The sequence below is a fragment of the Helicobacter typhlonius genome (genome assembly GCF_001460635.1).
In the GTDB taxonomy this organism is placed as follows: Bacteria; Campylobacterota; Campylobacteria; order Campylobacterales; family Helicobacteraceae; genus Helicobacter_C; species Helicobacter_C typhlonius.
On record NZ_LN907858.1, the window covers coordinates 194128 to 220353 of the forward strand.

At 39.7% G+C, this 26226-nt stretch carries 27 protein-coding genes and 1 tRNA gene; 9 read left to right on the top strand and 19 right to left on the bottom strand.

The features are described 5' to 3' along the window. Window positions 1-5: 5 nt before the first annotated feature. From hemN to BN2458_RS01000, 9 genes are all read right to left on the bottom strand, one after another. Window positions 6-1382, bottom strand: a complete 1377-nt coding sequence (hemN, locus tag BN2458_RS00955; protein ID WP_034325960.1) for an oxygen-independent coproporphyrinogen III oxidase — start codon at window positions 1380-1382, stop codon at window positions 6-8. A gap of 12 nt (window positions 1383-1394) precedes the next feature. Further along, complete coding sequence (locus BN2458_RS00960) at window positions 1395-1826, bottom strand: DUF2603 domain-containing protein (RefSeq protein ID WP_034325959.1); 432 nt, start codon at window positions 1824-1826, stop codon at window positions 1395-1397. Between the two features lies 1 nt (window position 1827). After that, a complete protein-coding gene (argF, locus tag BN2458_RS00965; RefSeq protein WP_034325958.1) occupies window positions 1828-2799 on the bottom strand; it encodes an ornithine carbamoyltransferase in 972 nt (323 codons plus the stop codon). A 71-nt stretch (window positions 2800-2870) separates the two neighbouring features. Then, on the bottom strand, window positions 2871-3431 hold the full coding sequence (locus tag BN2458_RS00970; protein ID WP_034325957.1) for an HP0838 family lipoprotein: 561 nt from the start codon (window positions 3429-3431) through the stop codon (window positions 2871-2873). 15 nt (window positions 3432-3446) lie between these two features. Further along, window positions 3447-4016, bottom strand: a complete 570-nt coding sequence (locus BN2458_RS00975; RefSeq protein ID WP_320409765.1) for an LPP20 family lipoprotein — start codon at window positions 4014-4016, stop codon at window positions 3447-3449. Between the two features lie 1001 nt (window positions 4017-5017). Further along, window positions 5018-5782 (bottom strand): MotE family protein, encoded by a 765-nt coding sequence (locus tag BN2458_RS00985; protein WP_034325954.1) that lies wholly within the window; start codon window positions 5780-5782, stop codon window positions 5018-5020. Continuing rightward, window positions 5779-6207 carry a flagellar export protein FliJ gene (locus tag BN2458_RS00990; protein WP_034342230.1) on the bottom strand — a complete coding sequence of 143 codons (429 nt, stop codon included), beginning with the start codon at window positions 6205-6207 and terminating at the stop codon, window positions 5779-5781. The genes BN2458_RS00985 and BN2458_RS00990 overlap by 4 nt, the downstream gene beginning before the upstream one ends. 3 nt (window positions 6208-6210) lie before the next feature. Further along, the gene (locus tag BN2458_RS00995; RefSeq protein WP_034342227.1) at window positions 6211-7452 is read right to left on the bottom strand and encodes an adenylosuccinate synthase; all 1242 of its coding nucleotides are present in this window, start codon (window positions 7450-7452) and stop codon (window positions 6211-6213) included. 32 nt (window positions 7453-7484) lie between these two features. Beyond that, window positions 7485-8324, bottom strand: a complete 840-nt coding sequence (locus tag BN2458_RS01000) for an ATP phosphoribosyltransferase regulatory subunit (RefSeq protein ID WP_034342224.1) — start codon at window positions 8322-8324, stop codon at window positions 7485-7487. Between the two features lie 139 nt (window positions 8325-8463). On the opposite strand from BN2458_RS01000, the gene mnmA reads away from it, so the two are divergent. Continuing rightward, on the top strand, window positions 8464-9501 hold the full coding sequence (gene mnmA / locus BN2458_RS01005; RefSeq protein ID WP_231944810.1) for a tRNA 2-thiouridine(34) synthase MnmA: 1038 nt from the start codon (window positions 8464-8466) through the stop codon (window positions 9499-9501). 117 nt (window positions 9502-9618) lie between these two features. Here mnmA and BN2458_RS01010 read toward each other — a convergent pair whose 3' ends face one another. Both BN2458_RS01010 and gltX read right to left on the bottom strand, forming a co-directional pair. Continuing rightward, a complete protein-coding gene (locus tag BN2458_RS01010; RefSeq protein WP_231944811.1) occupies window positions 9619-10680 on the bottom strand; it encodes an ankyrin repeat domain-containing protein in 1062 nt (353 codons plus the stop codon). A 17-nt stretch (window positions 10681-10697) separates the two neighbouring features. Continuing rightward, the gene (gltX, locus tag BN2458_RS01015; RefSeq protein WP_034342222.1) at window positions 10698-12077 is read right to left on the bottom strand and encodes a glutamate--tRNA ligase; all 1380 of its coding nucleotides are present in this window, start codon (window positions 12075-12077) and stop codon (window positions 10698-10700) included. A gap of 131 nt (window positions 12078-12208) precedes the next feature. Here gltX and murG point away from each other — a divergent pair, with 131 nt between their 5' ends. Next, a complete protein-coding gene (gene murG, locus BN2458_RS01020) occupies window positions 12209-13264 on the top strand; it encodes an undecaprenyldiphospho-muramoylpentapeptide beta-N-acetylglucosaminyltransferase (protein ID WP_034325949.1) in 1056 nt (351 codons plus the stop codon). 56 nt (window positions 13265-13320) lie between these two features. On the opposite strand, the gene BN2458_RS01025 is transcribed toward murG, so the two are convergent. Both BN2458_RS01025 and BN2458_RS01030 read right to left on the bottom strand, forming a co-directional pair. After that, window positions 13321-13932: a LysE/ArgO family amino acid transporter gene (locus BN2458_RS01025; RefSeq protein ID WP_034325948.1), complete on the bottom strand. Its 612-nt coding sequence runs from the start codon at window positions 13930-13932 to the stop codon at window positions 13321-13323. A gap of 37 nt (window positions 13933-13969) precedes the next feature. Beyond that, window positions 13970-15061, bottom strand: a complete 1092-nt coding sequence (locus BN2458_RS01030; RefSeq protein ID WP_034325947.1) for a CapA family protein — start codon at window positions 15059-15061, stop codon at window positions 13970-13972. A 90-nt stretch (window positions 15062-15151) separates the two neighbouring features. Here BN2458_RS01030 and BN2458_RS09805 point away from each other — a divergent pair. The 6 genes from BN2458_RS09805 to BN2458_RS01055 all read left to right on the top strand — a co-directional run bounded on the left by BN2458_RS09805 (window position 15152) and on the right by BN2458_RS01055 (window position 19530). Further along, window positions 15152-15227, top strand: a tRNA-Glu gene (locus BN2458_RS09805). Between the two features lie 38 nt (window positions 15228-15265). Beyond that, window positions 15266-16024, top strand: coding sequence for an exodeoxyribonuclease III (locus tag BN2458_RS01035; RefSeq protein ID WP_034325946.1), 759 nt, complete (start codon window positions 15266-15268; stop codon window positions 16022-16024). Between the two features lie 9 nt (window positions 16025-16033). Next, a complete protein-coding gene (locus BN2458_RS01040; protein ID WP_034325945.1) occupies window positions 16034-16657 on the top strand; it encodes a uracil-DNA glycosylase family protein in 624 nt (207 codons plus the stop codon). Continuing rightward, entirely contained in the window at window positions 16654-17874 is a 1221-nt protein-coding gene (locus tag BN2458_RS01045; protein ID WP_034325944.1) for a hypothetical protein, read from the top strand. The genes BN2458_RS01040 and BN2458_RS01045 overlap by 4 nt, the downstream gene beginning before the upstream one ends. Continuing rightward, window positions 17867-18247: a YkgJ family cysteine cluster protein gene (locus BN2458_RS01050; protein ID WP_034325943.1), complete on the top strand. Its 381-nt coding sequence runs from the start codon at window positions 17867-17869 to the stop codon at window positions 18245-18247. Before BN2458_RS01045 ends, BN2458_RS01050 begins: the two co-directional genes overlap by 8 nt. Continuing rightward, complete coding sequence (locus tag BN2458_RS01055) at window positions 18244-19530, top strand: tetratricopeptide repeat protein (protein ID WP_034343867.1); 1287 nt, start codon at window positions 18244-18246, stop codon at window positions 19528-19530. The genes BN2458_RS01050 and BN2458_RS01055 overlap by 4 nt, the downstream gene beginning before the upstream one ends. A 134-nt stretch (window positions 19531-19664) precedes the next feature. Here BN2458_RS01055 and BN2458_RS01060 read toward each other — a convergent pair whose 3' ends face one another. The 6 genes from BN2458_RS01060 to BN2458_RS10240 all read right to left on the bottom strand — a co-directional run bounded on the left by BN2458_RS01060 (window position 19665) and on the right by BN2458_RS10240 (window position 25858). Further along, window positions 19665-21683 carry a 6-hydroxymethylpterin diphosphokinase MptE-like protein gene (locus tag BN2458_RS01060; RefSeq protein ID WP_081951513.1) on the bottom strand — a complete coding sequence of 673 codons (2019 nt, stop codon included), beginning with the start codon at window positions 21681-21683 and terminating at the stop codon, window positions 19665-19667. Window positions 21684-21688: 5 nt separating this feature from the next. Then, window positions 21689-22744 carry a M24 family metallopeptidase gene (locus BN2458_RS01065; protein WP_034343865.1) on the bottom strand — a complete coding sequence of 352 codons (1056 nt, stop codon included), beginning with the start codon at window positions 22742-22744 and terminating at the stop codon, window positions 21689-21691. A gap of 3 nt (window positions 22745-22747) precedes the next feature. Next, on the bottom strand, window positions 22748-23224 hold the full coding sequence (gene aroQ / locus BN2458_RS01070) for a type II 3-dehydroquinate dehydratase (RefSeq protein ID WP_034343864.1): 477 nt from the start codon (window positions 23222-23224) through the stop codon (window positions 22748-22750). Between the two features lie 119 nt (window positions 23225-23343). Continuing rightward, window positions 23344-24090: a hypothetical protein gene (locus BN2458_RS01075; protein WP_034343862.1), complete on the bottom strand. Its 747-nt coding sequence runs from the start codon at window positions 24088-24090 to the stop codon at window positions 23344-23346. 3 nt (window positions 24091-24093) lie between these two features. Continuing rightward, the gene (locus BN2458_RS10235) at window positions 24094-24945 is read right to left on the bottom strand and encodes a hypothetical protein (protein WP_034343861.1); all 852 of its coding nucleotides are present in this window, start codon (window positions 24943-24945) and stop codon (window positions 24094-24096) included. Continuing rightward, window positions 24935-25858 carry a hypothetical protein gene (locus BN2458_RS10240; RefSeq protein WP_034343860.1) on the bottom strand — a complete coding sequence of 308 codons (924 nt, stop codon included), beginning with the start codon at window positions 25856-25858 and terminating at the stop codon, window positions 24935-24937. Before BN2458_RS10240 ends, BN2458_RS10235 begins: the two co-directional genes overlap by 11 nt. Window positions 25859-25954: 96 nt before the next feature. Between BN2458_RS10240 and BN2458_RS01090 the strand changes: the two genes are divergently transcribed. Continuing rightward, window positions 25955-26200 carry a helix-turn-helix domain-containing protein gene (locus tag BN2458_RS01090; RefSeq protein WP_034325936.1) on the top strand — a complete coding sequence of 82 codons (246 nt, stop codon included), beginning with the start codon at window positions 25955-25957 and terminating at the stop codon, window positions 26198-26200. Window positions 26201-26226: the final 26 nt, after the last annotated feature.

Consider the following 26226-nt stretch of genomic DNA (forward strand, 5'->3'; position numbering starts at 1 on the left):
CACTCCTAGATCGTCTTACTGAATCTTTTGGCATTCTTATCAGTAAAAGAATGCGTATCAAAACACATAGCGATATTGCGTATAATCATACCGCCTGTTGGCGAAGTGTAAATGCCCTCGTTTGTAACATTAATAAGCCCCACTTCCTCATATTCCTTCAAAGATTCAAGTTCTGTCGCAAAATGCACTTTAAAATCGATATTAAACTTAGATTCTATATGTGCAAAATCAAGACAGAGATTATTCATAAGTCCCATAATCACTTCTTTACGTAAAACATCTTCCGGCGTGAGCGCGACACCGCGTTCTACTGGTAATTTACCACTATCAAGTGCTGCCTCATATTCGTTCATATCCTTAAAATTTTGTGAATAATAATCCAGTCCCTCGCTAATGCTTGTAAGTCCTATGCCAATAGTCTGTGAGAATCCGCGCGTAGTGTAGCCCTGAAAATTACGGCGTAATTCCTTGTTTTGCTTTGCCCTATAAAGTTCATCACTCTTTTTAGCAAAATGATCCATTCCAATCATCGCATAATCGTGCTGCTGCAAAAATGTAATGGTATTTTTTAGAATCTCAAGCTTTTGTGCGGGATTAGGCAAAGTAGTTTCATCAATCTTACGCATTGTTTTTTTCATCCAAGGTAAATGCGCGTAGTTAAAAATCGCTAACCTATCCGGCTTAAGATTCACCACCTGTGCGAGCGTATGCGCGAAGCTCTGCTCGTTTTGAAAAGGTAGCCCATAAATCAAATCAAAATTCACGGATTTAATGCCAAACTCACGCGCTAGGGCTATGGCATTTTGCACGATTGCAACTTCTTGCTTTCTGTGTATGGCTTCTTGCACCTTGGGGTCGAAGTCTTGCACACCAAAACTTAGGCGATTAAATCCATTCTCTTTAAGCACCGCCATTTGCTCACGTGAGAAAAAACGTGGGTCTATCTCGCAACTCACCTCTGCGTGAGGGACAAAATTACTAAAGGTATCGCGCACAAGGCTAATTACCTCTTGCAACTCCTGTGCGTTAAAAAAAGTCGGTGTGCCCCCGCCAAAATGAAACTGCACGACCTCGCGTTGGGTATTCATAGTATTTTTTAGAATCTCAAGCTCTTTTTTGAGGTAGGTGATGTAGTGTTGTTTTCTTTCTTCTTTGCTTGTATAGACAACATTGCAGCCACAGAAATAGCACGCAGAGCGGCAAAATGGCAAATGCACATAAAGTGAAAGTGGCAGCGAGGTAGAATCTGCATTTTTGAGTGCTTGTGTATAGGAGGATTCATTCCAAGAGGGCTTAAATTCCACCGCAGTAGGGTAACTCGTGTATCGTGGAGCTGATTTTGAATACTTCACAAATGCACTAAAATCAATTTTTTCGCTCATAATCCCCACTCCTCATTTTGACTTACGCAAGAAATCAATATCAAAAAATAAATTAGGGTATTCTTTTTTAATATTCTTGGCAAGATTTGCGGTATTTATCTCTGGCAAGTTGCCATCACTACGGCGTAAAGATTCTAAAGCATTTTTTGCTACTGCCATAGCATCGTCAAAGTCAATAGGCATTTGTGAAATGACATCTTTTTCAAGATTCATCATCAGTTTTTCCTCTTGTATGTGCTTAATGCGCCTAATGAGCTGCAAAAAAAGCTTTTGTGGAAAAACGACATATTCCTCGCCCTCATCATCTTTCAAAAACCATAAATCTTCTTTTGAAAATTCACCGCTTTGCATCGCTAGGAGCATTGTGCTATCCGAAGTCTTATGTAGCACACCGAGATTCTCACTCGAATTATCTAGCCATTTGTCTTGTGGCAAAGATTTCATTTTACGCACCCAAGCTTATGTTGTTGATTTGAGCAAGATAGAGCATTATGCCTTTTTGCGCGTGAAGGCGGTTTTGAGCTTCTTCAAATACACGCGATTGTGCACCTTCTAGCACTTCCTCACTTACTTCCTGTCCGCGATAGGCAGGGAGACAATGCAAGAAAATCGCATTGTCCTGCGCAAGATTCATAAGTGCGCTATCCACACAGAATCCTTGAAAGGCTATCTCGCGTTCCTTTTTTTGCTCCTCTTGTCCCATAGACGCCCAAGTATCTGTTACTATAACATTTGCACCGCGCACTGCCTTTTGTGGATTTGTGCTAAGCAAAATCTTGCCACCGCTTTTGGCACAAAGGTTTTGTGCATTTGCGACTACATCGGCTTTTGGGGCGTAATTTGGGGGGGTTGCGATACGAAGTTCAAAGCCTAGAATACTCGCAAGGTTAATCCAAGAATGCGACATATTGTTGCCATCGCCCACATATGCCACGATAGGTTCTTGTCTATTTTGTGGATAGAATCTACTCGCACTATGCTCGGCGATGTATATGCCATTTTCTATCATTGTAAGATAATCCGCGATGAGTTGGACTGGGTGAAAATCATCGCTTAGTCCATTGATGAGTGGCACAGAGGAGTATCTGGCAAATTCTTCAAGCCTCTTGTGTTCGCCTGTCCTCATCATTACCATATCTACCATTGAGCTAATTACGCGTGCAGTGTCTTTTATGGGCTCGCCGCGCCCAAGTTGTATATCTTTGTGAGAGAGGAATATGCCTTGTCCCCCTAGTTGATACATACCACTTTCAAAACTTACCCTCGTGCGTGTGGAGCTTTTCTCAAAAATCATAGCTAATACTTTGCCCTTGAAATAAGGCGGATTATCATCCCTAGACTTGAGTTCTAAAATCACATCAAGCATTTTTAGAATCTCATCTTTGGAAAAATCGTTTAAAGTAAGAAAATGTCTCATTGTCTGTCCCATACGCAAAGGAGATAAAAAGCGCGATTGTATCTAAAAAACGCTAAGAAAACTTTAATGCCTTAATTTTTTGGCAGAATATAGTCCTCGACACCTATGGTGATATTCATAGTAAGATTCTTAAAAAGCACCTTGTTTTTACTGCGCTCATAATAAAATTCCTGTCCTCCGCGCACAAACCATTGCACGAATGCACCTTCATTAGTTACGCGCTTACCCTCGCCATCAAATATATCATGCCCTGCTAAAATATCATTAAACAAGTTAGGATAGCTTACTTCGCCAAAAAATGCTCTTGCAGCAATCCACTTTGAAGTGCAGTCTTTTTTTATGCAAATGTCTTTTTTATTTATGACAATCTGGCTCATAGGTTTGCCAAGCTTGTATAAATCGATAGTAAGGACTTTTGACTTGCTGTATTTGAGTGAAGCAAAATCATAGAATTTTACACGCGGTGTGTCTATGAGTAGAATCTTAAATTTTGTAGGCTCTAGCACAGCGGCTTCGTTGGGATTGGTATCTGGGTGCTGAAAATTATCTTCTAGCCACGCACACGAGACAAACAAAAATGGAAGCAGCAGAGCGCTGCTCCTCAAAAATAATTGCTTAAAAATACCAAACATTACGCTTTTATCCTACTAAGCGCGTGCATTGGATAGAATCCTATGCCAGATTCTACCATCAAGCTTGAGTTCCATATTGACTTGACACAAGCCGTCTTTATAAACGGTTTCAAGCACTTCTGCATTACGGATGAGTGCTTGAACCTTTGTTTTAACTGTCGAGCTTTGTAGCATCATATCACGCACGGTATCTTGGGCATTTACTCTGATACCATACATTTTTTCACCGATTTGGCGATACGCATCGACAATTGCCGCTCGCTTTGCCATAGCAAAAGCTTGTGATGGCGAGAGTGAATTCTCGGGCGATACACCTATGCCTACCGCACTAAGAGTGATTTCATTTTCAGGCGTAAGCATTGGAGAATTAGGGATATTCGCGCTTGAGCCTTTGTTGATATAGTCATTGTCTCTATCAAATTTTGGCTCTAGATTATCTTTATTCACGCCGGGAAGCTCCACTTTATCCACTACGAGCGTGCCAATTTTATTAGGAATACCCGCATTTTGCTTAGGTAGAATGTTTGGATTTGTGTTGTACCCGGGCATTGGCGGATAAGTAGGAGCTTGGATAGGCGCATACATAGGTTGATTATTTGCACTTGGAGGCACTAATCCATTTGCTGTCCCACCAGCACCCTCGCCTGTATCAAACAAACCTCCACAACCGCAGAGTGCGAATGCAGCAAAACCTGTAACAATTGAACTTTTAAGCACATTACTTTTCATATTCAGTCCTTTGAATTAAATTTCAAAGAGCTAAAAGCAAGAAGTATTCCATAACCTATGAAGCATTGTTTTGATTTTCTGCCGATAGGTTTTTGTGCAGCAGAGACTAGGATAAGATTTATCCACCATTCCTAGGGTATTAGGGCTTCTTTGCCAAAATTTTGTGCTACTTGTGATTAGGATTCTCTTCGTATATATACCTATGAATAAGGGCAAAAAATAAGAAAAAGGTTTTGAGCATAACGGGGTGCATTACATCAAATTGCACTTGCTCCAAGAAGCCATACATTGAGGGCTATAATATGAAAAAAAAGTGGTTTTATATGGCTTTGGAAATTATTACTCACCCATACATAAATCGTAGCTATAACATCAACACACATTAATGCAAATAATAAAAACAAGAAATAAAGTTTTTCGCGATATTTGCATTGCATAAAAAAAAGACAACAAAAAAGATAACAAACCAACCCAAAATATGGCTATTTATTTTTTGAGATATGGTAATCGTATCAAATAAAGTGCAAAAACCAAAAAGTAGCACGATAGCAAAACAAATAAGAGGGAGTTTTATATGTTTTAAATCTACCAAAGATATGCTTTTATAATTAAAAATAAAGAAAATTAATCCACCAATATGAAAAAAAGTTTGGGCATTAAAATCTTGCTTATAGAACCGCCTATCCCATAAAATATAATACTTGCGCAAAATAAGCCAAAAGTAATTTTTTGATTGCTTTTTGTTTTGTTTGCCTCTAAGATTTAATTGCTTGTGGGCTTAAGGGTATTCATAAAATGCCCGTAGGTTAAATAGGGACAAAGTATTTATCTATGCTTTATGCAAAATCAATCAAATATCATTGCGTAGGGCTATCTATGCCCTCTTGAGTGGATTCTATAGATTCTAAAGCATCATTAGAATCTGCCGTCTCATCTTCTTGTGTGGGATTTGGTATGTCTTGATTAGAACTTGTGTCTATATCGGGATTTGTATTTTTAGAATCCTTGCTAGATTCTACATTTGGTAGATTTTGTGGTAGGCGGTTTGGCTCTACCGCGCGTATTGATGAGGTAATGCGTGCGGCTTTTTGATTATCCATTTTGCCGAGGATTTTTACTATATCCCTTACTTCCATCTGCGAGAGGATTTCTACCGCCTCTGATTCTGGCAAGTCCGCAAGTATCGCAGCGGCTTTAGCTTCTTTTAGCCCCTTATAGGCTTGGATAATCTTATCATCTTTTTGCGCCTTAATCTTTGATAGAATCTCCTCATTATAGGCGATGAGCTGCTCTAGCTCTTGGGTTTTTTGCTCTATTTCTGCAAGATTATTTTTGTGTGTTTGTTCTTCTTGTTCTTTGGATTTTTCTTGCTCTTGTGCAAAAACGACAATTTTTTGATTAATTTCTTGCTCTTTTGCGTTGAGCTGCCGTTCCTTTTCATCAAGTAGCACCTGCGTGGCGTTTTGTAGCACCTGTAAGGCTTGTTGTCGCTCATCTATCTCATCAAGTTGCGCTTTGATTTCATCTTTGCGCGCTTCAAAAATGATACTGCAATCAAGCAGTTGAGATTGTGCGAAGCTACTCGCGCATAAGGCGCATAGAATCCCTAACTTAGCTTTCATATAACTTTACCATCAACATTATTATAAAGCATCATAGCAATCTCATCAACCTCTTTTTTCTCCTGCATTTTGATGGCTTGGAGTATATTTTCTTGCTCTCTTTTGTCTAAAAACGCCATTTTTTCATATTCGATGTGGCACTTTTTGTATTGTGCTTGTAAAATCGCCTTGTTGGCTTGCAATTCATCTAGCTCACTTTGTGCTACACTCATACGATAAAAAAGCATTTTTTTGACCTCATCATACGCTTTAAAAGCATAAAATGTCCCACTACGAGGCATTTCAAGCTTTACAACTTCGTCTGCAATAGCATCAATTTGCATTTGCTTATTTGCAATTCTGTTTTCGTTTTGCATAATCACGCGTTCGCACTCTTGCATATCTTTTTTGCGCAAACTCACGATTGAGCTAAATTTTGTTTTCATTGCTTAGCGCCTAATAGTATCATCACGTTCTGGGCTTGTAGAAATCATAGCAATTTTTGTGCCAGTGAGCTTTTCGAGCTCGTTAATATAGGTTTGTGCTGCTTTTGGCAAGTCGTTAAAGTGGCGGATTTTCGCACTTTTATTCCAGCCCTCAAACTCTCTATAAACAGGGCGCACACATTCATAATCAGTAGGAATATAATCAATTACCTTGCCCTCATATTCATAACCTACGCATACTTTAATAGACGAGAATCCATCAAGCACATCAAGTTTCATAATATTGAGAGAATCACAGCCATTTAGTCGCGCCGCGTATCGCACCGCCACCGCGTCAAACCAGCCACATCGCCTTGCACGTCCTGTTGTCGTGCCAAACTCTCCCCCAGCTTCGCGCAACTTTTCGCCTATTGTGCCATTTTCTTCAGTGGGGAATACACCATTTCCCACCCTCGTGCAGTAAGCCTTGGCAATTCCTATAATTTGTTTAATATCCCTTGGGGCTAATCCGCTCCCGCTACACGCACCTGCAGCGATTGTTGTCGAGCTTGTTACAAAAGGATAAGTGCCGTGATCTACATCAAGCATACTGCCCTGTGCGCCCTCAAGCAGAATGCGTTTGCCACTATCTTGTGCTTCCCATAGAATCTGTGTTGTGTTGGTTACAAAAGGCAAAATCTGCTCTTTCATAGATTCTATTTTTGCTACCACATTTTCTATGTTTGGGAGCTCCACATCATAGGCTTTCGCCACATATTGTGCTTGCTCATAAATGGAGGCAATTTTTTCTTTTAATCGTGCTGAATTTGTTAAATCCATAATGCGCACGCCATTGCGTGAGATTTTATCCGTATAGCAGGGTCCTATACCCTTGCCTGTCGTGCCAATGGCTTTGTTCTTATTCTTTTCTTTGGCTTTGTCTAGAAGCTCGTGGTATGGCAGGATAATATGCGCCTTATCGCTTATAAAAAGTCTCCCTTGCAGATTAGGAAAAGCCGCCATTTCTTGTATGAGTGCCTCAAGGCTAATTACCACACCATTGCCGATAATGTTTTTGCAAGATTCATACAAAATGCCAGAGGGTAGCAGGTGCAGAGCTACTTTGCGTCCATTTACCACAATCGTATGCCCAGCATTATGTCCGCCCTGATAGCGCACGATGTAGTCGTAGTCTCCTGCCATTTTATCAACTATCTTGCCTTTGCCCTCATCACCCCATTGAATCCCCACGATCAAATCAGCCATAACCTCTCCTAATTAGTTTCTATACATTTGTGCTAAATAAGGCATTCTACCACTTCATCAGTGTAGATTGCAAACCCACACGAGCTTTGGTCGCCCACGATGTATTTGCCACCTTGCAATAAAGTTGCATTTCCAAGAAACATTCTAAAAAACAAGTCTTTATAATACGAGGTGGGCGAGGAAGCAAGGGGTGAGAAAATACTCTTTTCATACTCGCAGTAACTTGCACATTCAAGTAACCTCTCCAGCTCACCGCGTAAAAATACAGGTGCATTATTGATTGCATTTTGCACATCTTCTTTTGTTTTAATATGCACTAAATCCGCCACATAGCCTTCCATTTGCAGTAGTTTGCCCACATCTTGTGAGGCAAAGACTTCTATATCTACGCCACTATGCTTGGCACAGAGCAATGGAATCTTCATATTAGAGATTTGCACATACGGCTTTAGCCCTAGCTCTTGCAAAATATGCACGCCTAGGCACATCACGGGTGCGAGGCTTTCACCCCCCAAATGCTCCGCACCAATTTGATGAATTTCTGTCGTGGGGTAGCTAAACACAGGTTGAATATAAAACCATTTTTTATGCTCACTGGTATGCGCAATATGTTTTGTAACAATACGCATCGCTTCAAAGGTCGTATCATAGCGCAAACCAATCTGGTGATTGCTTTCACTATTTAAACGCACAAGCCCACGATTTAAAATATCATCTTGATGTTCCAAAAATGTAAAAGTGGGCGTTACAATTTCTTTGTAGTCATTCTCATAAAACGCATTAATTGCGCAAGATTCTATATCTCGCTTGAGTTTGGCTGATGTATCAAAATATAATTTGCTCCCTTGGGGTAGTTCGTGCTCTAAAATCACAATGTTCTCCAAAATAAAATATAATGCTTAGGTTTTAGCACAAAGCCAAATTATACCACAAAATCGCTTTTATAGACATTTACGCGCAACTTACTTCAAAATGCTACACTCTAGGCTTTATTTTTTACAAAGGATTATAGTGAAAGTAGCACTTCTTATGAGTGGTGGCGTGGATAGTTCGTATTGTGCGCATTTGTTGTTAGAGCAGGGCTATGAGGTAATAGGGTTTTATCTCAAATTACATAATAAAGAGCAAAAACATCAAATATATATACAAAACTGCCATAAAGTAGCAGAACATTTGGGTATTGAGTTTATGGTGCTTGATTTGCAAGAGGCATTTAAGCATAATGTGTATGATGAGTTTGTGCGTTCATACAAAGAGGGGCTAACGCCCAATCCTTGCGCGATTTGCAATCCTCTAATGAAATTTGGCTTAGGCTTGCAAAAAGCCGATGAATTGGGCTGCGATTATATCGCCACGGGGCATTATGCTCAGATTCAAGAGATTGAGGGTATAAAGCGCATAGCAAAAGCAGTAGATGAAAGCAAAGACCAAAGCTACTTCCTCTATGCTCTGCCTCAAAATGCCATTGATAGAATCCTCTTTCCATTGGGCGCGATACATAAAAGCGAAGTGAAGCAAACCGCTCTTGCACTCTTGCCATTTTTGGGGACATTACAGACCTATAAAGAATCACAAGAAATTTGTTTTGTGGAGGAGAGCTATATTGATATTTTGCGTCTTTATGAAGATGTGGATAAAGTAGGTATTGTGCGCGATAGTAGCGGCAAGGTAGTGGGCTCACACAAAGGTTATATGCACTATACGATTGGCAAACGCAAGGGGTTTAGTGTATTTGGCTCACACGAGCCACACTATGTCAAGGCGATAAATCCGCGAGACAATGAAATTGTCGTGGGATTAAAGGAGGAATTGGCGGTAGATTCTATACGAGCATTAAACAAAAGCTTACCACAAACCTTTAATGGCGGCGTGTATGATGTGAAAGTGCGTTATCGCTCTACTCCGCTTAAGGCGCGTATTGATATAGAGGGCGAGTATATCCACGCGAAACTTTTAGAATCTGCCTATGGCGTAGCACAAGGACAGGCACTTGTCGTGTATCAGGGCGATTGTGTGCTAGGCGGGGGAGTAATTACGCAGGCGCAATAGGAAGCTTAGCATTGTGGATTCTTGCAAGTTTAAGCAAGATTCTAAATGCCTTTAAGGTTAGGGTTTGGCTAAGGCAAATGATAAGATTTAAAAACTTTTAAAACACATTCTGTATCTTTATTGCTTATCTTTTTGGTGGGTAAGCTTATGAATGCGATGTGCATTTGCCTCACTTACTTTTGCACCTAATTCTATAAGTTTTTGCGCTGCTTCTAGTTGTGGCTTATGCTGAAAATTTTTAGCATTAAGTGCCGCATCAAGCGGTGTTTCACCGGCTCTTAGCGTATCAATAGGCATATTTTTATCTACGATGAGGTATTCTAAAAGCTCCACATTGCCATCACGCGCAAGAAAATGCAAGATATGTCCCCCGCCAAAATGTTCTAAAAACTCCTTGTCAAATTGCAACATAAGCTCTAAAATATATCTATCACCAAAGGCAATAATACCATTTGTTAGGGGGTATTTTGGATTATTGTATTCCGCGCCTTTATTGAGTAACGCCCAAAACATATCATACCTGCGATACATTGCCGCTAAATCAAGTGCATTCACGCCATAGGCATCGTAGATTCCATTTCCTAGTCTAAAGGCACCTATATGCCTTTGCTCATCACTCATCACGCGATTAATATCATAAAGCGGCTTTTTGGTGGAGAATCGTTTTGATTTTGCAGAATCTGCTAGAATGAGATTAAACACTCTTGTGGAGTTGAGGGCAATAGCAGCCATAAGGGGCGTGATTTCAAGTCTCGGGGAATGCGTGGTATAAAACGAGAAATACTCATTTCCCTCGCCATTTTTCATTATAGATTGATAGGTTTGTGTATCGTCATTGGCAATAGCGAGTAAAAATTTTTGCTCCTTTTTGCACTGCTCTATTGCCTTTTTGCCCTTGTGTGGCTTTGTAGTGCCTTTTATCATATCTACTTGTGAGCAGTTTAGAGCAAGTAGGGATTTGAGACTTTGTTCAAGGCTTGGCGGATTTTGTGTGTCCCAGCCATTCATAAACCAATTCCCAAAGGCAAAGGAACACATACACATACTTATAAGTGCGTATTTTAGGGTGTTTTTGCATACATCTATGCGCGTTATCATTTGCCAAGCGCGTTTTTGCGCGAGTGAATCTCTAGCTGATATGTGGCTACACTCACTCTCTTCATTTGTATTTGATTTCATATCGCCTCTTTTGTATTTTAGCTACGCAAAAATGCGTTAATGCGTTCCAAACTTTCTTTTTGCCCGAGTATAATAAGCGCCTCGCACACGCCAATGCCTCCGCTCTTGCCGAGCAAGGCACAGCGCAGAGTTGGCATAAGTTTGCCTATTTTGATATTGCGCTGTGTAGCGAGGTCGTGCAGGTAGGATTCCATATTGTGCGCGCTTTCCCATATTTGTGAATCTGCTCCATTAAAAAGAGATTCTAAATTTGCCACTGCTACTTCATCAAGCTTTGAGCGCATTTTTTCATCATAGCTTTGAGGTGCATTCATCACTTCAAAAAAGCCTTGTGCGAAGTTTGCAAGAGTATTACATCTGTCTTTAAGTGCAGGATAGAGAATCTCACGCTTTCCCGCTTCTATGCAAGGCACATTAAATGCGCTTAAAAGCGTTTCAAGTGTGGCATTATCGGTATTTTTAATATAATGTGCGTTGAGCCATAAAAATTTATCCTCATTGTATGCGCTAGGGGAGCTATTTAGTTCGAATGGGTTAAAGAGTTCGCACATTTCTTTGAGAGAGAAAATCTCCTTATCGCCATAACTCCAGCCCAAACGCACGAGGAAGTTGAGAATCGCTTCGGGCAGATAGCCCATTTTTTTGTAGTCCATCACTCCCATTGCACCATCGCGTTTGCTAAGTTTGCGCCCTTGAGGGTTAAGAATCATCGGCACGTGAAAAAATCGCGGTATTGCAAAGCCCAATGCATTATACACGATAATCTGTTTTGGTGTATTGCTCAAGTGGTCATCACCTCGTATCACATTTGTAACGCCCATAAGCGCATCATCAATAGCAACGACAAAATTATAAGTGGGTGTGCCATCGCTTCGTGCGATAATAAAATCATCAAGTTCTTTAGCTTGGATTCTCATCTCGCCTTTCACGCCGTCCTTAAAGCATATTTCGCCTTCAAGCGGGGCTTTAATCCTTACCACAGGCTCTCTATCGCTCGGTGGCGTGCCAGTAAAATCGCGGTAGCGATTATCATAACGCGGTGTTTGCTTGTTTGCTTCTTGTTGCGCCCTTAGCTCGTCTAGTTCCTCTTTACTCATATAGCAGTAATATGCTTTTTTAGAATCGAGTAACTGCTGAATATATTGCTTGTAGAGGGGAAACCTTTGGCTTTGATAGATGACCTCGCCATCATATTCTAATCCCACCCAATTAAAAGCTTCTATAATCGCCTTTGTCGCATCAAGTGAGTTTCGCGCCAAATCCGTATCCTCGATACGAAGCAAAAATTTACCACCATTTGCTCTTGCATAGAGATAGTTAAATAATGCCGTGCGCAATCCCCCGATATGCAAATATCCTGTGGGCGAGGGCGCAAAGCGCGTGATAATTTGAGCCATTGTGTGCCTTTAAAGAAAATTTGCGTGAGTATATAGAATCTTAACTTAATACCCTTTTACACATTACTAAAATATCATTTTCGCACATTACAATACAGGCATTATTTCGTATTTTTACATAAAGGATTTAAATGAAGTTTGCGATTACAGGTGGAGGCACAGGAGGGCATTTGGCCATTGCTAAAGCTTTGGCAGAAGCTATACAAAAGAGCGGGGAGGAAGCTATTTATATCGGCTCGACTTTAGGGCAGGATAGGGCTTGGTTTGAATCTTCCTCACTTTTTACGCAATGCTATTTTTTAGATTCAGTAGGTGTAGTTAATAAGCGGGGTTTGGGTAAGCTCAAGGCACTTTTTAAACAAGCCCAATGCGTGGCACGCTCACGCAAGATTCTTAAATCTCATAAAATCGAATGTGTGATAAGTGTAGGTGGGTTTAGCGCAGGTGGCGCGAGTATCGCTAGTCTTTTATGTGCTATTCCGCTTTTTATCCACGAGCAAAATGCGATTAAGGGTAAGCTTAATGAGATTCTAACCCCTTTTGCAAAGGCGGTTTTTGGGAGCTTTGAATCAGATTCTAAAAATTTTATCCGCACTTCTTATCCGGTACGTGATGAGTTTTTCACAAAGGCGCGTGTGCGCGAGAGTGTGCGCGAGATATTATTTTTGGGTGGCTCACAAGGGGCAAAGGGTATTAATGACTTTGCGCTAACGCTTGTGCCCGAGCTTTTACAAAGGGGCATAAAGGTGGCTCATCAATGTGGGGAGCGGGACTTTGAGCGTATGAAGGAGGCATATGAGAAACTTGGGATTGTAAATGATATTGATGTATTCGCCTTTGATACAAAGCTTGTTGAGCGGCTGTGGGCGGCGGATTTGTGTATTGGACGCTCTGGTGCTTCAAGCTTATGGGAGATGAGTGCGAATGGGCTAATTGGTATTTTTGTGCCTTATCCTTATGCGGCAAAAGACCATCAATATTTTAATGCGCTGTATTTTGCCAAAGAGGACTTAGGAGAGGTGATAAGGGAATCCGAGCTAAGTGCTCAAGCAGTGCTGAAATTTATAGAATCTTTGCAGGGTGAGAAACTCACGCAAAAATCACAGCAGGTAATGAGCAAGATTAAGCCCTATGGCGCACAGGAGATTTTGAAGCATATTCAAAGGATTTGTGGAGATAAAGGATAAGGTGGGGCTTTTGTGCTTAAGATTCTAAAAAAATCATATTTTATTGGGAAATGGGGCTAAATCCCCGCCACATACATCGCAAGGCTAAAGGCAATCGCAAACATCACACACGCTATAAATCCATCTAAGATTCTCCACGCGGTGGGTGAGGCAAAGTAGGGCGATAGTGCATTTGCGCCAAATCCAAGCAGAGAAAACCACGTACCAGAAGCACTAATACAGCCTAAAAGAAAGGCAATTTTAGAATCTGTGCTTATGCTGATACTCCCTAGCAAGATAAAGGTATCCAAATACATATGTGGATTTAAAAGTGTAATGCTTAATGTGGCTAAAAGTGTGCTTTTCATCGATAAATGCGTGTTGTCTTGCTCTAAGCGAATACTTTGGTTTGATTGAAAAGCGGCTTTAAGTGAGCGCAATCCATACACGCATAAAAATAAAATGCCACCATAGGCTAGAATCTTGCTCCATATGACAGAATCTGCAAGCATTGTGCCAACGCCCAACACACCAAGACTCATAAAAATGACATCACATAGCACACACACGAAGCATACAAAGAATGTATGCTCCTTTTTGATAGCACTTTTGATGACAAAGGCATTTTGTGCGCCAATGGCAGAAATGAGCCCAAATGCCACTAAGAATCCTTGTATAAAATCCTGCATAGGTATCCTAGTTTATTTAAGATTCTTAAAAATCGCACTAGTTTAATGGTGCGCTATAAGTATTCATTCTTTTAATAATACGCTCTTTGTCTGCTTCTTGCGCAATTATAGGTTGATAGTTATTATATGTCTTTGCCCCGCTAATCATTACAGGCACAAAGCTATGCAGTTCGCTCCATTGTTGCATTTTAGCGATTTTTTGCACTTTTTTGTTATTGATATAAATCAGCTCATCACTCATTTTTTCAAGTTGATTTTGCTTCGCGCCAAAGGCAAAACGCACTTGATAAATCACGCTATCTTTATCGGCTGGATTTTTCGCCCCACCATAGACGAAGTTTCCAAGGCTATATACAATTTTTTTGCCCTTATACTCCTCTATGCCCTGCAACACGTGCGGGTGATGCCCGATGACTAAATCCGCTCCATTATCAATAGCAAACCGCCCGATGTCTTTTTGAATCTTGTTTGGGTAATTCTCCCTCTCCTCTCCCCAATGGAAAGTGAAAATAACAATATCCGCGCCCATATTACGCAAAGATTCTATTTCTTTTTTTACTTGCGTTTTTATCGCTGGATTCCACCCGCGATGTCCCGCCATACCAATTTTTTTGCCTTTCACCTCATAAATGCTTAATACGCCCTCGCCGCTGTAATGAATCTTTGCGTTTTTGAGGTGCGTTTGGGTATCTTTGAATCCTTGCATTCCATAATCGCGCGTGTGATTATTAGCGATATTTACCGCCTCCACACTACCACTTTTAAGAATCTCTACATAGCTTGGGTCGCCTTTAAAGGCAAAGGGCTTAATCATTCTATCCCCATTATGTGTAGTGAGCGGTCCTTCGAGATTCCCCAAAGTCATATCATCGCTTTGCAAAATGGGCTTAACTTTTGCAAAGAAATAGCTATAATCCTTGCCTATTTTGTGATTAAAATACCAATTAAGCGTCTCGCCATTGCTCCCATAGTAGTCGCCAAGCACATTATCGCCAATAAAGCTAAGCGTGATAATATCGCTTTTTGCAGTAGAATCTTGTGAAGTTTGCGCGGTAGGCGTTATACTACACCCCGCTAACAACAAAAGCAGTGAACCATAGATTCCCAAAAGTTTTATAGAGTTACGCATATTTATCCTTTGTGCTGTTTTGTGGTAAGGTTCATTATTGCAAAAATCGCATTGTAGCAAATCTTAAATAAAGTTTGCTATACTTTCGCCGACCCTTTCATCTAGAGGCCAAGGATACCGCCCTTTCTCGGCGGGAACGGAAGTTCAAATCTTCCAAGGGTCGCCACACTTATTCTTTTTTAGATTCAGCATTGAAGGGGCTTAATGAAACTTATCTCGTGGAATGTCAATGGGTTGCGTGCGTGTATAAATAAGGGATTTATGGATTTTTTTAGAGAAATTGATGCCGATGTGTTTTGTATTCAAGAATCTAAAATGTATAAGGAACAAGCAGATTTTAGCTTTGAGGGCTATCATAACTTTTGGAATAGTGCGGAAAAAAAGGGCTATTCTGGCGTAGTGGTGCTAAGCAAAAATGAGCCTTTAAAGGTAGAATATGATATGGGTATTGCTCATCACGACAAGGAGGGGCGTATTATTCGTGCAGAATATCCGCATTTTCATCTTGTCAATGTCTATACGCCAAATGCCAAGCGAGAGCTAGAGCGGCTGGAGTATAGAATGGAGTGGGAAGATGACTTTCGCGCTTTTGTTGTGAATCTCTCCAAAAGTAAGCCTGTGGTGATTTGCGGGGATTTGAATGTCGCCCACAAAGAGATTGATTTGAAAAACCCAAAGACTAATCGCAGAAATGCGGGATTCACAGATGAGGAGCGAGGCAAGATGAGTGAGCTTTTAGAATCTGGCTTTGTGGATACTTTTAGGTATTTATACCCCGAGCGCGAGGGCGCATACAGCTGGTGGAGCTATATGGGAAAGGCGCGAGAGAATAACACGGGTTGGCGCATTGATTATTTCTTATGTTCTCAAAATCTGCAATCACATATTAAAGAAGCGAGTATTTATCCTCATATTTTTGGGAGCGACCACTGCCCAGTGGGCTTAGAGCTTGATTTAGTTTAGGGCTTAATGATGAAGGCACAGATTCTTAAAATGCTTCAACTTAAACTGCTGTATGGGCAGTATGCTTGTGGGGAACGATATGTGATGCCCTTGCACCACCCCACCCCTTATCAGCCCTTGCATAATGATTTAGAATCCGTTATCAAAAACTGCTCCTTGTGTAATCGCATTAAGCATTGCAAAGAACCGATTGTGGGGCTTTGTAACCCACAATCACAACTTTGTTTTATTAGTGAAACCCCACTTGTTGATGAAAATGGCATATTCGTGCAAAATAAAAGTGCCATAATGCTAGAAAATATCATCACACGCGTTTTTGGACTTTCAAAACATCAGGTATCGATTTTATCACTCATAAAATGTAGCGGGAATCCATACATAGAAAAGAGCGAAATTCTATCCTGTATGGGCTTTTGCCTCTCTCAACTCCAAAAAATCACACCAAAAGTATGTATATTGCTTGGAAATCAGGTCGTTGAGCATATTTTGGGGGTGCATTTAGAAGCTGGTAGAATTTTATGGCACAATAACAGAATTTTTTTGATGACTTATTCACTTAATGAGCTTGTGCGTAATCCCTCCTTGAAAAAAGAGGCGCACACGCATTTTTTACTTGCAAAAGGACAAATATGAGACTATTTAGAATCTTTGCATTCATCTGTGTGCTATGTGCGTCAAATGTGGCTGCAAAAAGCTATATTATCTCGCCACTCCCACTCCCACAGCAAGAGGTACTCAATGTCAGCACTGCTAAATGTTCTAACTCGTGCTTGGTTGATTATTTTCTCAAGGGGCAGTTTTTTTCATTTATTGCGTTTTTTGACCCGAGTATAGATGATGTTGAGTTGCGTTCTAAGCTCTCAAGCGCACTTGCGGATTTGGGTATTATGGATTATCTAGCGCCTACAAATTTTCAAGGTGGTGCGAAAGTAAAGCTTGCCCTTTTAATGCCTAAAAAGGTGATTGGACGCTATTCTGCGAGCAGTATTGATACGATTTTGGCTTATTTAATGATGCGGGGAAATGACTTTGTGTTTGAGATTTTTGACACTGGCGATGAAAGCACGGCAAATTTGCGTAATACCTATGCAAAAATCGTGCAAAATGATTATGATTCTGTGATTGCTATCCTTACTACAAAGGGCGCACAGGAGTTTGTGAATCTTAATATCAGTCTCCCTACCTATCTTCCCACAATCAATAAAAAACAAATCAAAACAGACTCTACACCAAAGAATCTTATCTTTGGCGGGATTGACTATGAGGCGCAGATTGAGCTACTCTTATCAATGGTGGGGAGTAAGTCCATTGTCGCCTATAATGATAATGGCGTTATTGGACGCAATCTTGGTGCGATGTTACAGGAAAAAAGCAACCGCGTAGTGTTTCAAGAAGTAATAGATTCAAAATCTGCTACGACTTTTTCACAAAAGCTTAGAACCTATGAGCGGCATATTGCCGGAAATGTTGTGTTTTTTAACACGCCTTGGGTGAAAACGGGGCTTATCGCCTCGCAACTTGCTCTCTCTGCCAGAAAGCCCGATAAAATGCTTTCTACACAAATCAACTTCAATCCCGCGCTTTTACTAATGATACAAAGAAATGATAGAAGGAATCTTTTTATAGCAAATGTGATTAATAGACCAAATCAGTACCTTGTTGAGTATGCTTCGCTTTTGGGCGGGGATTTGCGCTATGATTGGGTGAATTATTCTACTGCTATTGGCGTGGAGCAGCTTATTTTGACACAGCTGAATGGGCGGAGAGTTTTTAATGAACGCGTGAAAGATTCGCAAGTTGAGTATGTCAATAGAATCTACAAAACCGATACAAAAAGATTCTATGAGTGATTATCCATTTAGCTTTGATGCGAGTAAATGTGAGGGCTGTGGGGGCAAGTGCTGCATAGGAGAGAGCGGATATGTATTTGCAAGTATCAAGGAAATGCAAGAAATTGCCGCGTTTTTAGCCCTAAGCTTTGAATCTTTTTGTATGCAGTATGTGCGCAAAGTCGGGTATAGATTTTCATTCCTTGAAAAGCCATATCAAAATGGCTTGGCGTGTGTATTTTTTGATGATGGAAAATGTGGTATTTACGCGCTTCGCCCGGCGCAATGTCGCAATTTTCCATTTTGGGAATCTCATAAAAGTTTGAGCGGGGACGATTTTGTGTCCCTTACGCATATGTGTGCTGGTATAAGAGCAAAAAAGGAACAAAAATGAAATGGCTAGTGAGTTTGCTTTGCTGTGCGTGTTTGTGCTATGGTGCATTTGACGAGGAGAGCTATCTCTTTGAAGCACTCGATTATGAGACACAATCACGATTTGATAAGGCGCGGGATTTATATCTCGTGCTCTATGAGGAGACACATAAGCTTGAATATCTCAAAGAAGCCGTTGTGCTCTCCTCCGCGCTTAATAATCCTAACGCTACACTTGGCTTTGCAAATGAGTATCTCGCACTAGGTGGCACAAAGGACATAATGCTACATAAAGTATTTTTGGATTCCTATCTCAAGCTTGAAAAGACAGATGAAGCGATAAAAGAGGCACTCATCATTTATAAAAGTGAGCCTAGTGTGATGTTAAGCGATATTTTAGGCTCACTTTATGCTACAAAGGGCGCGTATAAAGAGGCTTTAGAGTATTTGTATGATGCGTATAATACGAGTAAGAGCGCGGATATAGCGCAAAAAATTATCACCATAGAATTATCCCTTTCGCACCAAAAAAAAGCCTTAGAATTGCTTGATAATCATATACAAAATTATGGCTGCGAGGGGAAATTCTGTCAATTTGGCATAGCTATTTATGCGAAATTCCCGGAGTTTGACAAGATAGAATATCTCTTTAAACGCGCTTTTGATGAGAATCCTACGATTGAAAATGCGCGTAATTTAATTTTGGCTTACACGCACCGCAAGAAGTTTAAAGAAGCCTCCGAGATTGCCGCGCAATTTCCATTTAAGGGTGAGATATTACTCGAGCTATACGCAGCACAGGGGGATTATTACAACGCTTCTTTGCAGGCAAAATATCTCTATGAGAAAAATAAAAATCCCTATTTTTTGGCACTTGAGCAGGTGTATAGTTTTGAATCTTTAAAAGACAAGAAAAACATTGCACAAGTGCGCATTATTGCTACAAAGCTGAAAAGTGCTATAAAACTTATGCAAACTACCGACAAACCCGCTTCAAAAGATGAAATGATTAATGCGTCTTTGCAGCTAAATAGCGCACAAATGGGATTTTTTCTCAATTTTTTGGGATATTTAATGATTGATTATGAAATTAATGTGGTTGAGGGCGTGGGACATATTAAAAAGGCATTAGAGATTTCCCCGCTCAATCCGGCGTATTTAGATTCTCTAGCGTGGGGGTATTATAAGCTCAAGGATTGTGTCAATGCCCAGAAAACCTTTGGGCTTATCCCAAAAGAGGAGGTTTTAAAAGAGCCCGAGCTCAAAGAACATAAGGCTTTGATTGATAAATGTGCGGTGCGCTAGGCTTTTGTAGTTTAGAATCTTTGTCGCGCAAAAAGCTTTTTTGACTTTGCTTGGTAAGTTAAATCTATATCACATTTTTTATTGATTGCATAGAGAAATGATAATCGTAAGCCTTAAACAACTCTTTTAGAATCTTATGAGCGCATATTTGCAAGATAAAGGATTTTATAACTCATTATCATTTTGTTAAGGGCGGTTTCTATCATCTCTACACATCGTGCATAAAAGGGCATAATATCATCGCTAGGGATATGCAGCGCACAGAGCATCATCGTATGGAGCATATGTGCTACGCTCCCTTCAAACATCACGCCCACAAATGGGATTTTTGCGGAGTATTTGAGGGTTAGGGCGTGAATAGAATCAATGCGTAAAAAAAGCTCTTTTTTGTTTGCTATCGGGCGATTTTGCCCATTTACTTCGCTTTTGAGTGCTTTGAGAATTTCATTTTTATAGGCGTCTAGCTCTGCTGTGTAAGATTGCTCGTGCGAGAAAACTGCGCTTTTATCTGCACACATAAAGCTTTTTATTGTCTGTATATGCGTGTTTTTATCGATTTCGCGCAAGGTAAATTCATCGGGATGAGTGGAGCGACTCCCCTGAATGTATGCACCATCGCCAATATTCATTACAAGTTTTGGGGCAAAAACCCTAATCGCTTTGCTCATCATCGCACTAGAGAGGCTAAATAGCGCGTCTGCATACACTTCATAGTCGCTATTTCCTTGCACGAGATAGGCATTTTTAGGTATCGTATTCTCCTCATCGCCATAATATGAGCCCTGCGCGTGTTTTGCCTTACCTTTGATGTAGCCACAATCAAGCCCACACATTATCACTTCCTCACTTAATAAACAAGCAAGGGCGAATCCTGCATTACCTACATAGGGTGCGGCGAATTCAACTACACTTTTTACCCCACCAAAATACGCACTCGCACTTCCACCGCGCATAAATATATATGCCTCTTCAGCAAGAGCGAGTGCGTCAGGTTGCACCATATTGCCGCATAAAAGCGTAGTTTTACCCAAAGGGGCGGATTGTAAAACATCTTTAAGATAAGATATACGCTCAATCTCAATCTGAAAATCAGGCTCAATACCTGCATTCTTAAGCGGCTTGAGCGCGGTGCCACAACTAAAAATAATCATATTAGGCGCATTAGCTTTGATAAAAGGCAGTAACATATCAAGACTTGGTCCATTTCCTACAACACATATAGGCGCATTAACACGCTGTGGTAGGTGCAAAATAGGATAAGCTAGATGCGCTTTATTTGTGCCCAAATTGATAAATGTATTTTTTACGCCTATCATCTCATCATCAAAGCTCCCCCAACCCCTAGAATTTATTGCATAAGCTTCTGCGACACTCTCTTGCACAGCTTGTAATTTAGGACTATCATACAGGCATAATTCAAGGCGCAAAAAGTTATTTGTAATTCTTCTTTGTGCAAAATAATTTTGGACAAATTCTTTATGCAATAAATCCTTGACAAATACATAACACGAGCGCTCACTCACACGCTCAAATAACAAAGGGTAATCTACAAAATAAAGTGAGATTCTAAAAAAATCTATATGCTCTTCAAAAAGCAATAAGGAATGAAAATAGTAGCCCTGCTCAATCAAAAACTGCAAAAACATACCACCAAGTAACCCAAAAAGCGTCATATTCGGCAAAAAATGTGAGGGGAGATGAAAGCGATTTGCTCCCCCAAACTCATTTAACATCATATCAATCATAGGATTACAAATCCCTGCGGTGAGAGGTAATTTCTCTTCGTCAAGTTTATGGAGGGCTAGACGATTTGTATGCAGAGTATAGGCTGAATTATTCAATGGATTTGAAGATAGAGCGAAATTTTGCTCTATCATTGTATGTTTAAGCTTCTTGCCCTTTTTGCGCGTAGGATAGACAAAATTTTTAGTATGCACATCAATGATGTTTAAATCCTCCCCATTGCAATACACATTATACTGCGCAGGAGGAGATTTAAGCTCTTCAAAAAGCTTAGGGTTGATTGAAGCAAAAAAATTCATATTGAGTGCATATCGTTTTGCAGTATAAGATTCTAAAAGATGTAACGCGCCACTTTGACAAATAGCCCGAAGACTTGTAGGCTGCATTTGTGTTTGATGTGCGTTATCCATATATGTTATAGCACCTCTGCGCGTCCATTTTTCATCACCACTAAATCCTCAATTCGCACACCAAATTCCTGTGGGAGATAAATACCGGGCTCAACAGAAAATACCATACCATCCTCTACACATTCCTCACTTAGGCGTGAAATACGCGGCAACTCGTGTATATCAAGCCCCACGCCGTGTCCTGTGCTATGCACGAAATATGCGCCATAGCCACTTTTTTCAATGATATTACGCGCTAGAGCGTCTATCTGCTTGCCACTCATACCACTTCTTGCCTTTGAAATGGCTTCTTCTTGGGCTTTTAAAACAATATCATAGATTTTTTGATACTTTGGATTTTTAAATTTTTGCTTCTTGCCAAAATGTATCTCACCTTTAATAGCAGCTGTGCGCGTCATATCTGAACAATATCTTTTATATTTTATTCCAGCATCAAAAAGCAAAATATCATTTTTTGCCAAATAACACTTTGCATTGGGCAAAGCGTGGGGCTTTGCTCCATTAGCATTAATGCCAACAATTGGTTCAAAGCTTAGTTCATACTCCCCAAAATGGCTCAAAAACTGCATAGCCTGATAATGTAGTGCTTTTTCACTTGGAGATTTTTTAACAATCTTATTTAAATGCATGCCAAATCGTTTAAATGCCTTTTTGTTAAGCTTTTGTGATGTTTTAATAAGGGCAATCTCTTGCTCGCTTTTGCAGATTCTAAGCTTTTGATGAAAATTCTCTTGTGGAATAATCTCACATTTGTGCTTCTCAAGCGCATTTTTAAGCTTTTCATACATCTGCACACTTAGCTCTTGGGGGTTAAACACTATTTTATGTATATGGAGCTTTTGTAGCACTTCTTGCACGCTTTGTATAAAATTCGCAGATTCTATCACTTCGGTGCGTGGTTTGCATAATTCTTTGGCTTCAAGGGTATAACGAGAATCTGTAATAAAAAATCTGCTCTCCTCCACGCGCACGACAACTGCATTATCGCAGCTAAAGCCACATTCGTAATACTGCGCATTCTCATCAAGGCTAAGATAAGGCAGAGAGTGAGAGTTTCTCATAGTTTAGGCGTTTTGGTTATTTTGCTGTGCTTTGAGGGCGGCAATTTCATTTGCAATTTGTAAGATTCCCATAAGAGCTAAATGATAGCCAAATGCACCAAAACCTGTAATTACACCCGCGCTCACTGCACCTGTGTAGCTTTTGGAGCGAAAATCCTCTCTAGCGTGGATATTACTAATATGCACTTCAATCACTGGCACACCGCAGCTTGCAATCGCATCAGCAATGGCAATAGAAGTGTGCGTAAAGGCAGCAGGATTGATAATCACACCCGCATATTCTCCACCGATACACTCTTGGAGTTTATCAATGATTTCACCCTCAAAATTGCTTTGAAAAAACTCTAGCTCTGCATTATTTTGTTTGGCTTGGGCTTGAAGATTAGTGTGAATTTGCTCTAGTGTGAAATTCCCATAGATATGTGGCTCGCGATGCCCTAAAATATTGAGATTTGGTCCTTGAATGATAAGAAACTTCATTTATGCTCCTTAAGTTATAGAATCTACTTAGATTCCTTTAAAGCGCACATTATAGCGAAATTTGTGAAATAAAGCATTTCTTCGTGATCATTCAATCTAAATTGCGCAATCTTGGATTATTATATAAAATGCAAAGCTATACTTGCTCCACTTATAATCAAGGCGACAATAGAAACAATAGTAGCTAATGAATTATTCTTCGCCTTTAAAGCTTCTAAAGCTTCTTTATTTTGGGCAATGAGCTCTCTATTTTGATTAATAACTTGCTGATTTTTTAAAATATTTTCTCTATTTTGGCTAATATCTTGACTTTGTTGTTCATCAAGGGAATCTTTCTCGCGCATATCTCCTTGCAATGTTTTAATATCAATTTCTTGCTTTTCTTGTCGTGCCTCATATTCAGTTTGATGCTCTACAAAGTTTTTGGCTTGCTGTAAGATAACTTGGGCATGTTTTTGCTGCTCATCACTCAATATTGTTGTGTTCCCATCAACATCTTTAAAGCCACCAACCATCATAACCGACATTGTCTCAATCATACTTTTTGCGAAAAATATACTACAACAAGTAAGCGTAACACTTTCTTTGATAAGTACATTTATTTCCACTAGTGCTTCATTTTGTTGAGAAATAGCTTTAGTATTGAGCTCTGTTCTTTTAGCTGTTTTACCAAAACCAAGAAAATTACCTTTGGCATTTTCAGCGTCTTTTACTAATTGCTTTGATTTTTCTATTTTTTCTGTAATTCGGACAATATTTGAAAAAATATTTTCTGTTGTTTTCTCAACAAGAACTTTGAGTTGTTCCTCATCGTTTTGTGCTAATGCCTTTTGCACATCATCTATGCTTATGAGTTGTGTGTCCATAATTTACCCCCTATTATTTCTTATTTTATTCATATCTTGCTGATACATAAATTCTAAAAGCTCGTTAGTGGCATTTTTTGCTTCATTTATAGAATCCTTTGCCATTGTGCTGCTTAATTCAATCTGCTCTTTAGCATTTTCTAGCATTATCGTGCTCTCCTGCACTGCCTTATTAAAATAAGCATACGCATCATAGAAGCAAAACCAAGTTTGTGCAATATTATATTGCACTACTACACCACTTTGTGCCATTATCTGAATCTGTATCCTCCGCTCCTTTTCCTTGCTCGCATATTTATCCATATAATAAATTGCAATCGTGCTTAATACTACTCCCATTGCCGCACTGATACAGAGCGAAAGGGCGTCGCCTATCGTTTCATCTGTAAATGGAACAGGCAATATCAACACAGCATTAAGCCCGGGTATGCTTAAAAGCCAAGTTTTTATTGCTTCACTTGATAGCATAGCAATCGCACCAATAAGACCTGATACAAAAACCTTAGAAGCCTCAAACATTACATCTTCTTTTGGCATATCTTTGGGAGGATTCACAATAATCTTTACCGCCTGATAGAGTGAAGTAAATCCTGCTCTAATAATACGCACAATGCTTTTAAGTGTAGTAAAGATTATATTCACTACAAATATAATGAAATTAGAAAAAAATGCCATAATGGCTGATTCTAAAGAGCCAGCGATAATCTCTTTCCATTTTGATTGAATATCTGCCCAAATTTTAGAGATTCTCTGTTTAAATCGCTTGAAAATATCCTTGAGGCTTTCATTGCCAAATTCTTTGAAAAGAATCTTTAGCTCTATGTTTATGCCTTCTATTAATTCTTTAAAAACCATACCAATAGCAGAGTGTATCGCTATATTTTTTGCATCGTTTAAGCCTGTCTTTAGAGCTTCTTTGTAAGGCTTGGAGCTTCCATAAATATGCCTTATCCACCTTCTTATCTATCTGTTTTTTTGAATCGCCATATTCTTTAGATAGCTTCTCATCATCTATTTCTTTTTGCTTTTGCAATTTGTTCATTTCGTTTTGTTCGGATTCTGTAAGATAGCCTCTTTTAGCTTCTAACGCTTCAAGCTTGGCTATATTTTCATCCCGTCTTTGGAGAAACTCTTGCGCACTTTTATCTTTTTTAGAGCGATTTAAAGTACTATCTGTCATTTTGAGATTGGATTCTGTGTTAGCTAGTTTAGTGCCATCGACTTCAGCTAAAACCCTTGCTGGGTCATCGTGAATAGTTTTTGCAGCAACAATATGGTCTAAATCTGTGTTGTCGTTTGGCTTGATTTTTTTGCCTGTCATATAATCTGTAAGCTTACCCTCTTTTTTTAATGCACTTTGTCTTTTGTTGATTTCTTTATATGCAGAATCTTGATGATATTTATCCGAATCATATTCTCCGCGATTCTCATATCTTTGCCTTTCTGTATCGTTCGCATAAATGCCCTTTCTTACATTGTGCGTTGTATGGACATTCCCTCCATCTTTGGCATTTAGCACCACTGCACCCAATCCAAAATGCCCCACAATCGCATTAAGTGCATTTTCTGTGCATTGGTCAAAAAGTGCAACATTTTGCTCCTTTGGAAGCTGGGCTTTCAAATCTTCTAAACCTTTGAGTGCTTCATCTAAGCCTTCATCAATTTGTAATCTGAAGATTTTTACGCAATCTTGCTCTGTGCAAACTTGCCTTTCTACTTGCTCTAGTTCTGTCTCAATTATTTCAAAATCTTGCCTTAACTTTGTCATTATTTATCCTTCCAATTTTTCACCTTGTAATATCAAGTTGAAAAACGCATTCTATCAAATTAAAATAAAATCTACCTTACTATAACAAGTTAAAAAATGCAAAAGATACAAGATGAATTTATAGACAATGCGTATAGAATCATAGGTTTAAATGTCAAAAAAGCAAGGGAATTAAAAGGTTTAACCCAGCTTGAACTTTCCTTAGCTATAGGGCACAAATCAGTAAGCGTTGTGTCCTGTGCTGAAATCTACCACAAGAAGCAGCATTTTAATATAGAGCATTTGCTTAAAATCGCTCAAGTTTTAGAAGTAAATATACAAAATTTTTTTGAGGGTTTATAGGAGATTGTAAATCTTTTTATGCTAGA

Coding starts and splice junctions, on each gene's coding strand:
- hemN (WP_034325960.1), bottom strand. CDS start 1,382: ATGAGCGAAAAAATTGATTTTAGTGCATTTGTGAAGTATTCAAAATCA.
- BN2458_RS00960 (WP_034325959.1), bottom strand. CDS start 1,826: ATGAAATCTTTGCCACAAGACAAATGGCTAGATAATTCGAGTGAGAAT.
- argF (WP_034325958.1), bottom strand. CDS start 2,799: ATGAGACATTTTCTTACTTTAAACGATTTTTCCAAAGATGAGATTCTA.
- BN2458_RS00970 (WP_034325957.1), bottom strand. CDS start 3,431: ATGTTTGGTATTTTTAAGCAATTATTTTTGAGGAGCAGCGCTCTGCTG.
- BN2458_RS00975 (WP_320409765.1), bottom strand. CDS start 4,016: ATGTATGCGCCTATCCAAGCTCCTACTTATCCGCCAATGCCCGGGTAC.
- BN2458_RS00985 (WP_034325954.1), bottom strand. CDS start 5,782: ATGAAAGCTAAGTTAGGGATTCTATGCGCCTTATGCGCGAGTAGCTTC.
- BN2458_RS00990 (WP_034342230.1), bottom strand. CDS start 6,207: ATGAAAACAAAATTTAGCTCAATCGTGAGTTTGCGCAAAAAAGATATG.
- BN2458_RS00995 (WP_034342227.1), bottom strand. CDS start 7,452: ATGGCTGATTTGATCGTGGGGATTCAATGGGGTGATGAGGGCAAAGGC.
- BN2458_RS01010 (WP_231944811.1), bottom strand. CDS start 10,680: ATGAAATCAAATACAAATGAAGAGAGTGAGTGTAGCCACATATCAGCT.
- gltX (WP_034342222.1), bottom strand. CDS start 12,077: ATGGCTCAAATTATCACGCGCTTTGCGCCCTCGCCCACAGGATATTTG.
- murG (WP_034325949.1), top strand. CDS start 12,209: ATGAAGTTTGCGATTACAGGTGGAGGCACAGGAGGGCATTTGGCCATT.
- BN2458_RS01025 (WP_034325948.1), bottom strand. CDS start 13,932: ATGCAGGATTTTATACAAGGATTCTTAGTGGCATTTGGGCTCATTTCT.
- BN2458_RS01030 (WP_034325947.1), bottom strand. CDS start 15,061: ATGCGTAACTCTATAAAACTTTTGGGAATCTATGGTTCACTGCTTTTG.
- BN2458_RS01035 (WP_034325946.1), top strand. CDS start 15,266: ATGAAACTTATCTCGTGGAATGTCAATGGGTTGCGTGCGTGTATAAAT.
- BN2458_RS01040 (WP_034325945.1), top strand. CDS start 16,034: ATGAAGGCACAGATTCTTAAAATGCTTCAACTTAAACTGCTGTATGGG.
- BN2458_RS01045 (WP_034325944.1), top strand. CDS start 16,654: ATGAGACTATTTAGAATCTTTGCATTCATCTGTGTGCTATGTGCGTCA.
- BN2458_RS01050 (WP_034325943.1), top strand. CDS start 17,867: ATGAGTGATTATCCATTTAGCTTTGATGCGAGTAAATGTGAGGGCTGT.
- BN2458_RS01055 (WP_034343867.1), top strand. CDS start 18,244: ATGAAATGGCTAGTGAGTTTGCTTTGCTGTGCGTGTTTGTGCTATGGT.
- BN2458_RS01060 (WP_081951513.1), bottom strand. CDS start 21,683: ATGGATAACGCACATCAAACACAAATGCAGCCTACAAGTCTTCGGGCT.
- BN2458_RS01065 (WP_034343865.1), bottom strand. CDS start 22,744: ATGAGAAACTCTCACTCTCTGCCTTATCTTAGCCTTGATGAGAATGCG.
- aroQ (WP_034343864.1), bottom strand. CDS start 23,224: ATGAAGTTTCTTATCATTCAAGGACCAAATCTCAATATTTTAGGGCAT.
- BN2458_RS01075 (WP_034343862.1), bottom strand. CDS start 24,090: ATGGACACACAACTCATAAGCATAGATGATGTGCAAAAGGCATTAGCA.
- BN2458_RS10235 (WP_034343861.1), bottom strand. CDS start 24,945: ATGGTTTTTAAAGAATTAATAGAAGGCATAAACATAGAGCTAAAGATT.
- BN2458_RS10240 (WP_034343860.1), bottom strand. CDS start 25,858: ATGACAAAGTTAAGGCAAGATTTTGAAATAATTGAGACAGAACTAGAG.
- BN2458_RS01090 (WP_034325936.1), top strand. CDS start 25,955: ATGCAAAAGATACAAGATGAATTTATAGACAATGCGTATAGAATCATA.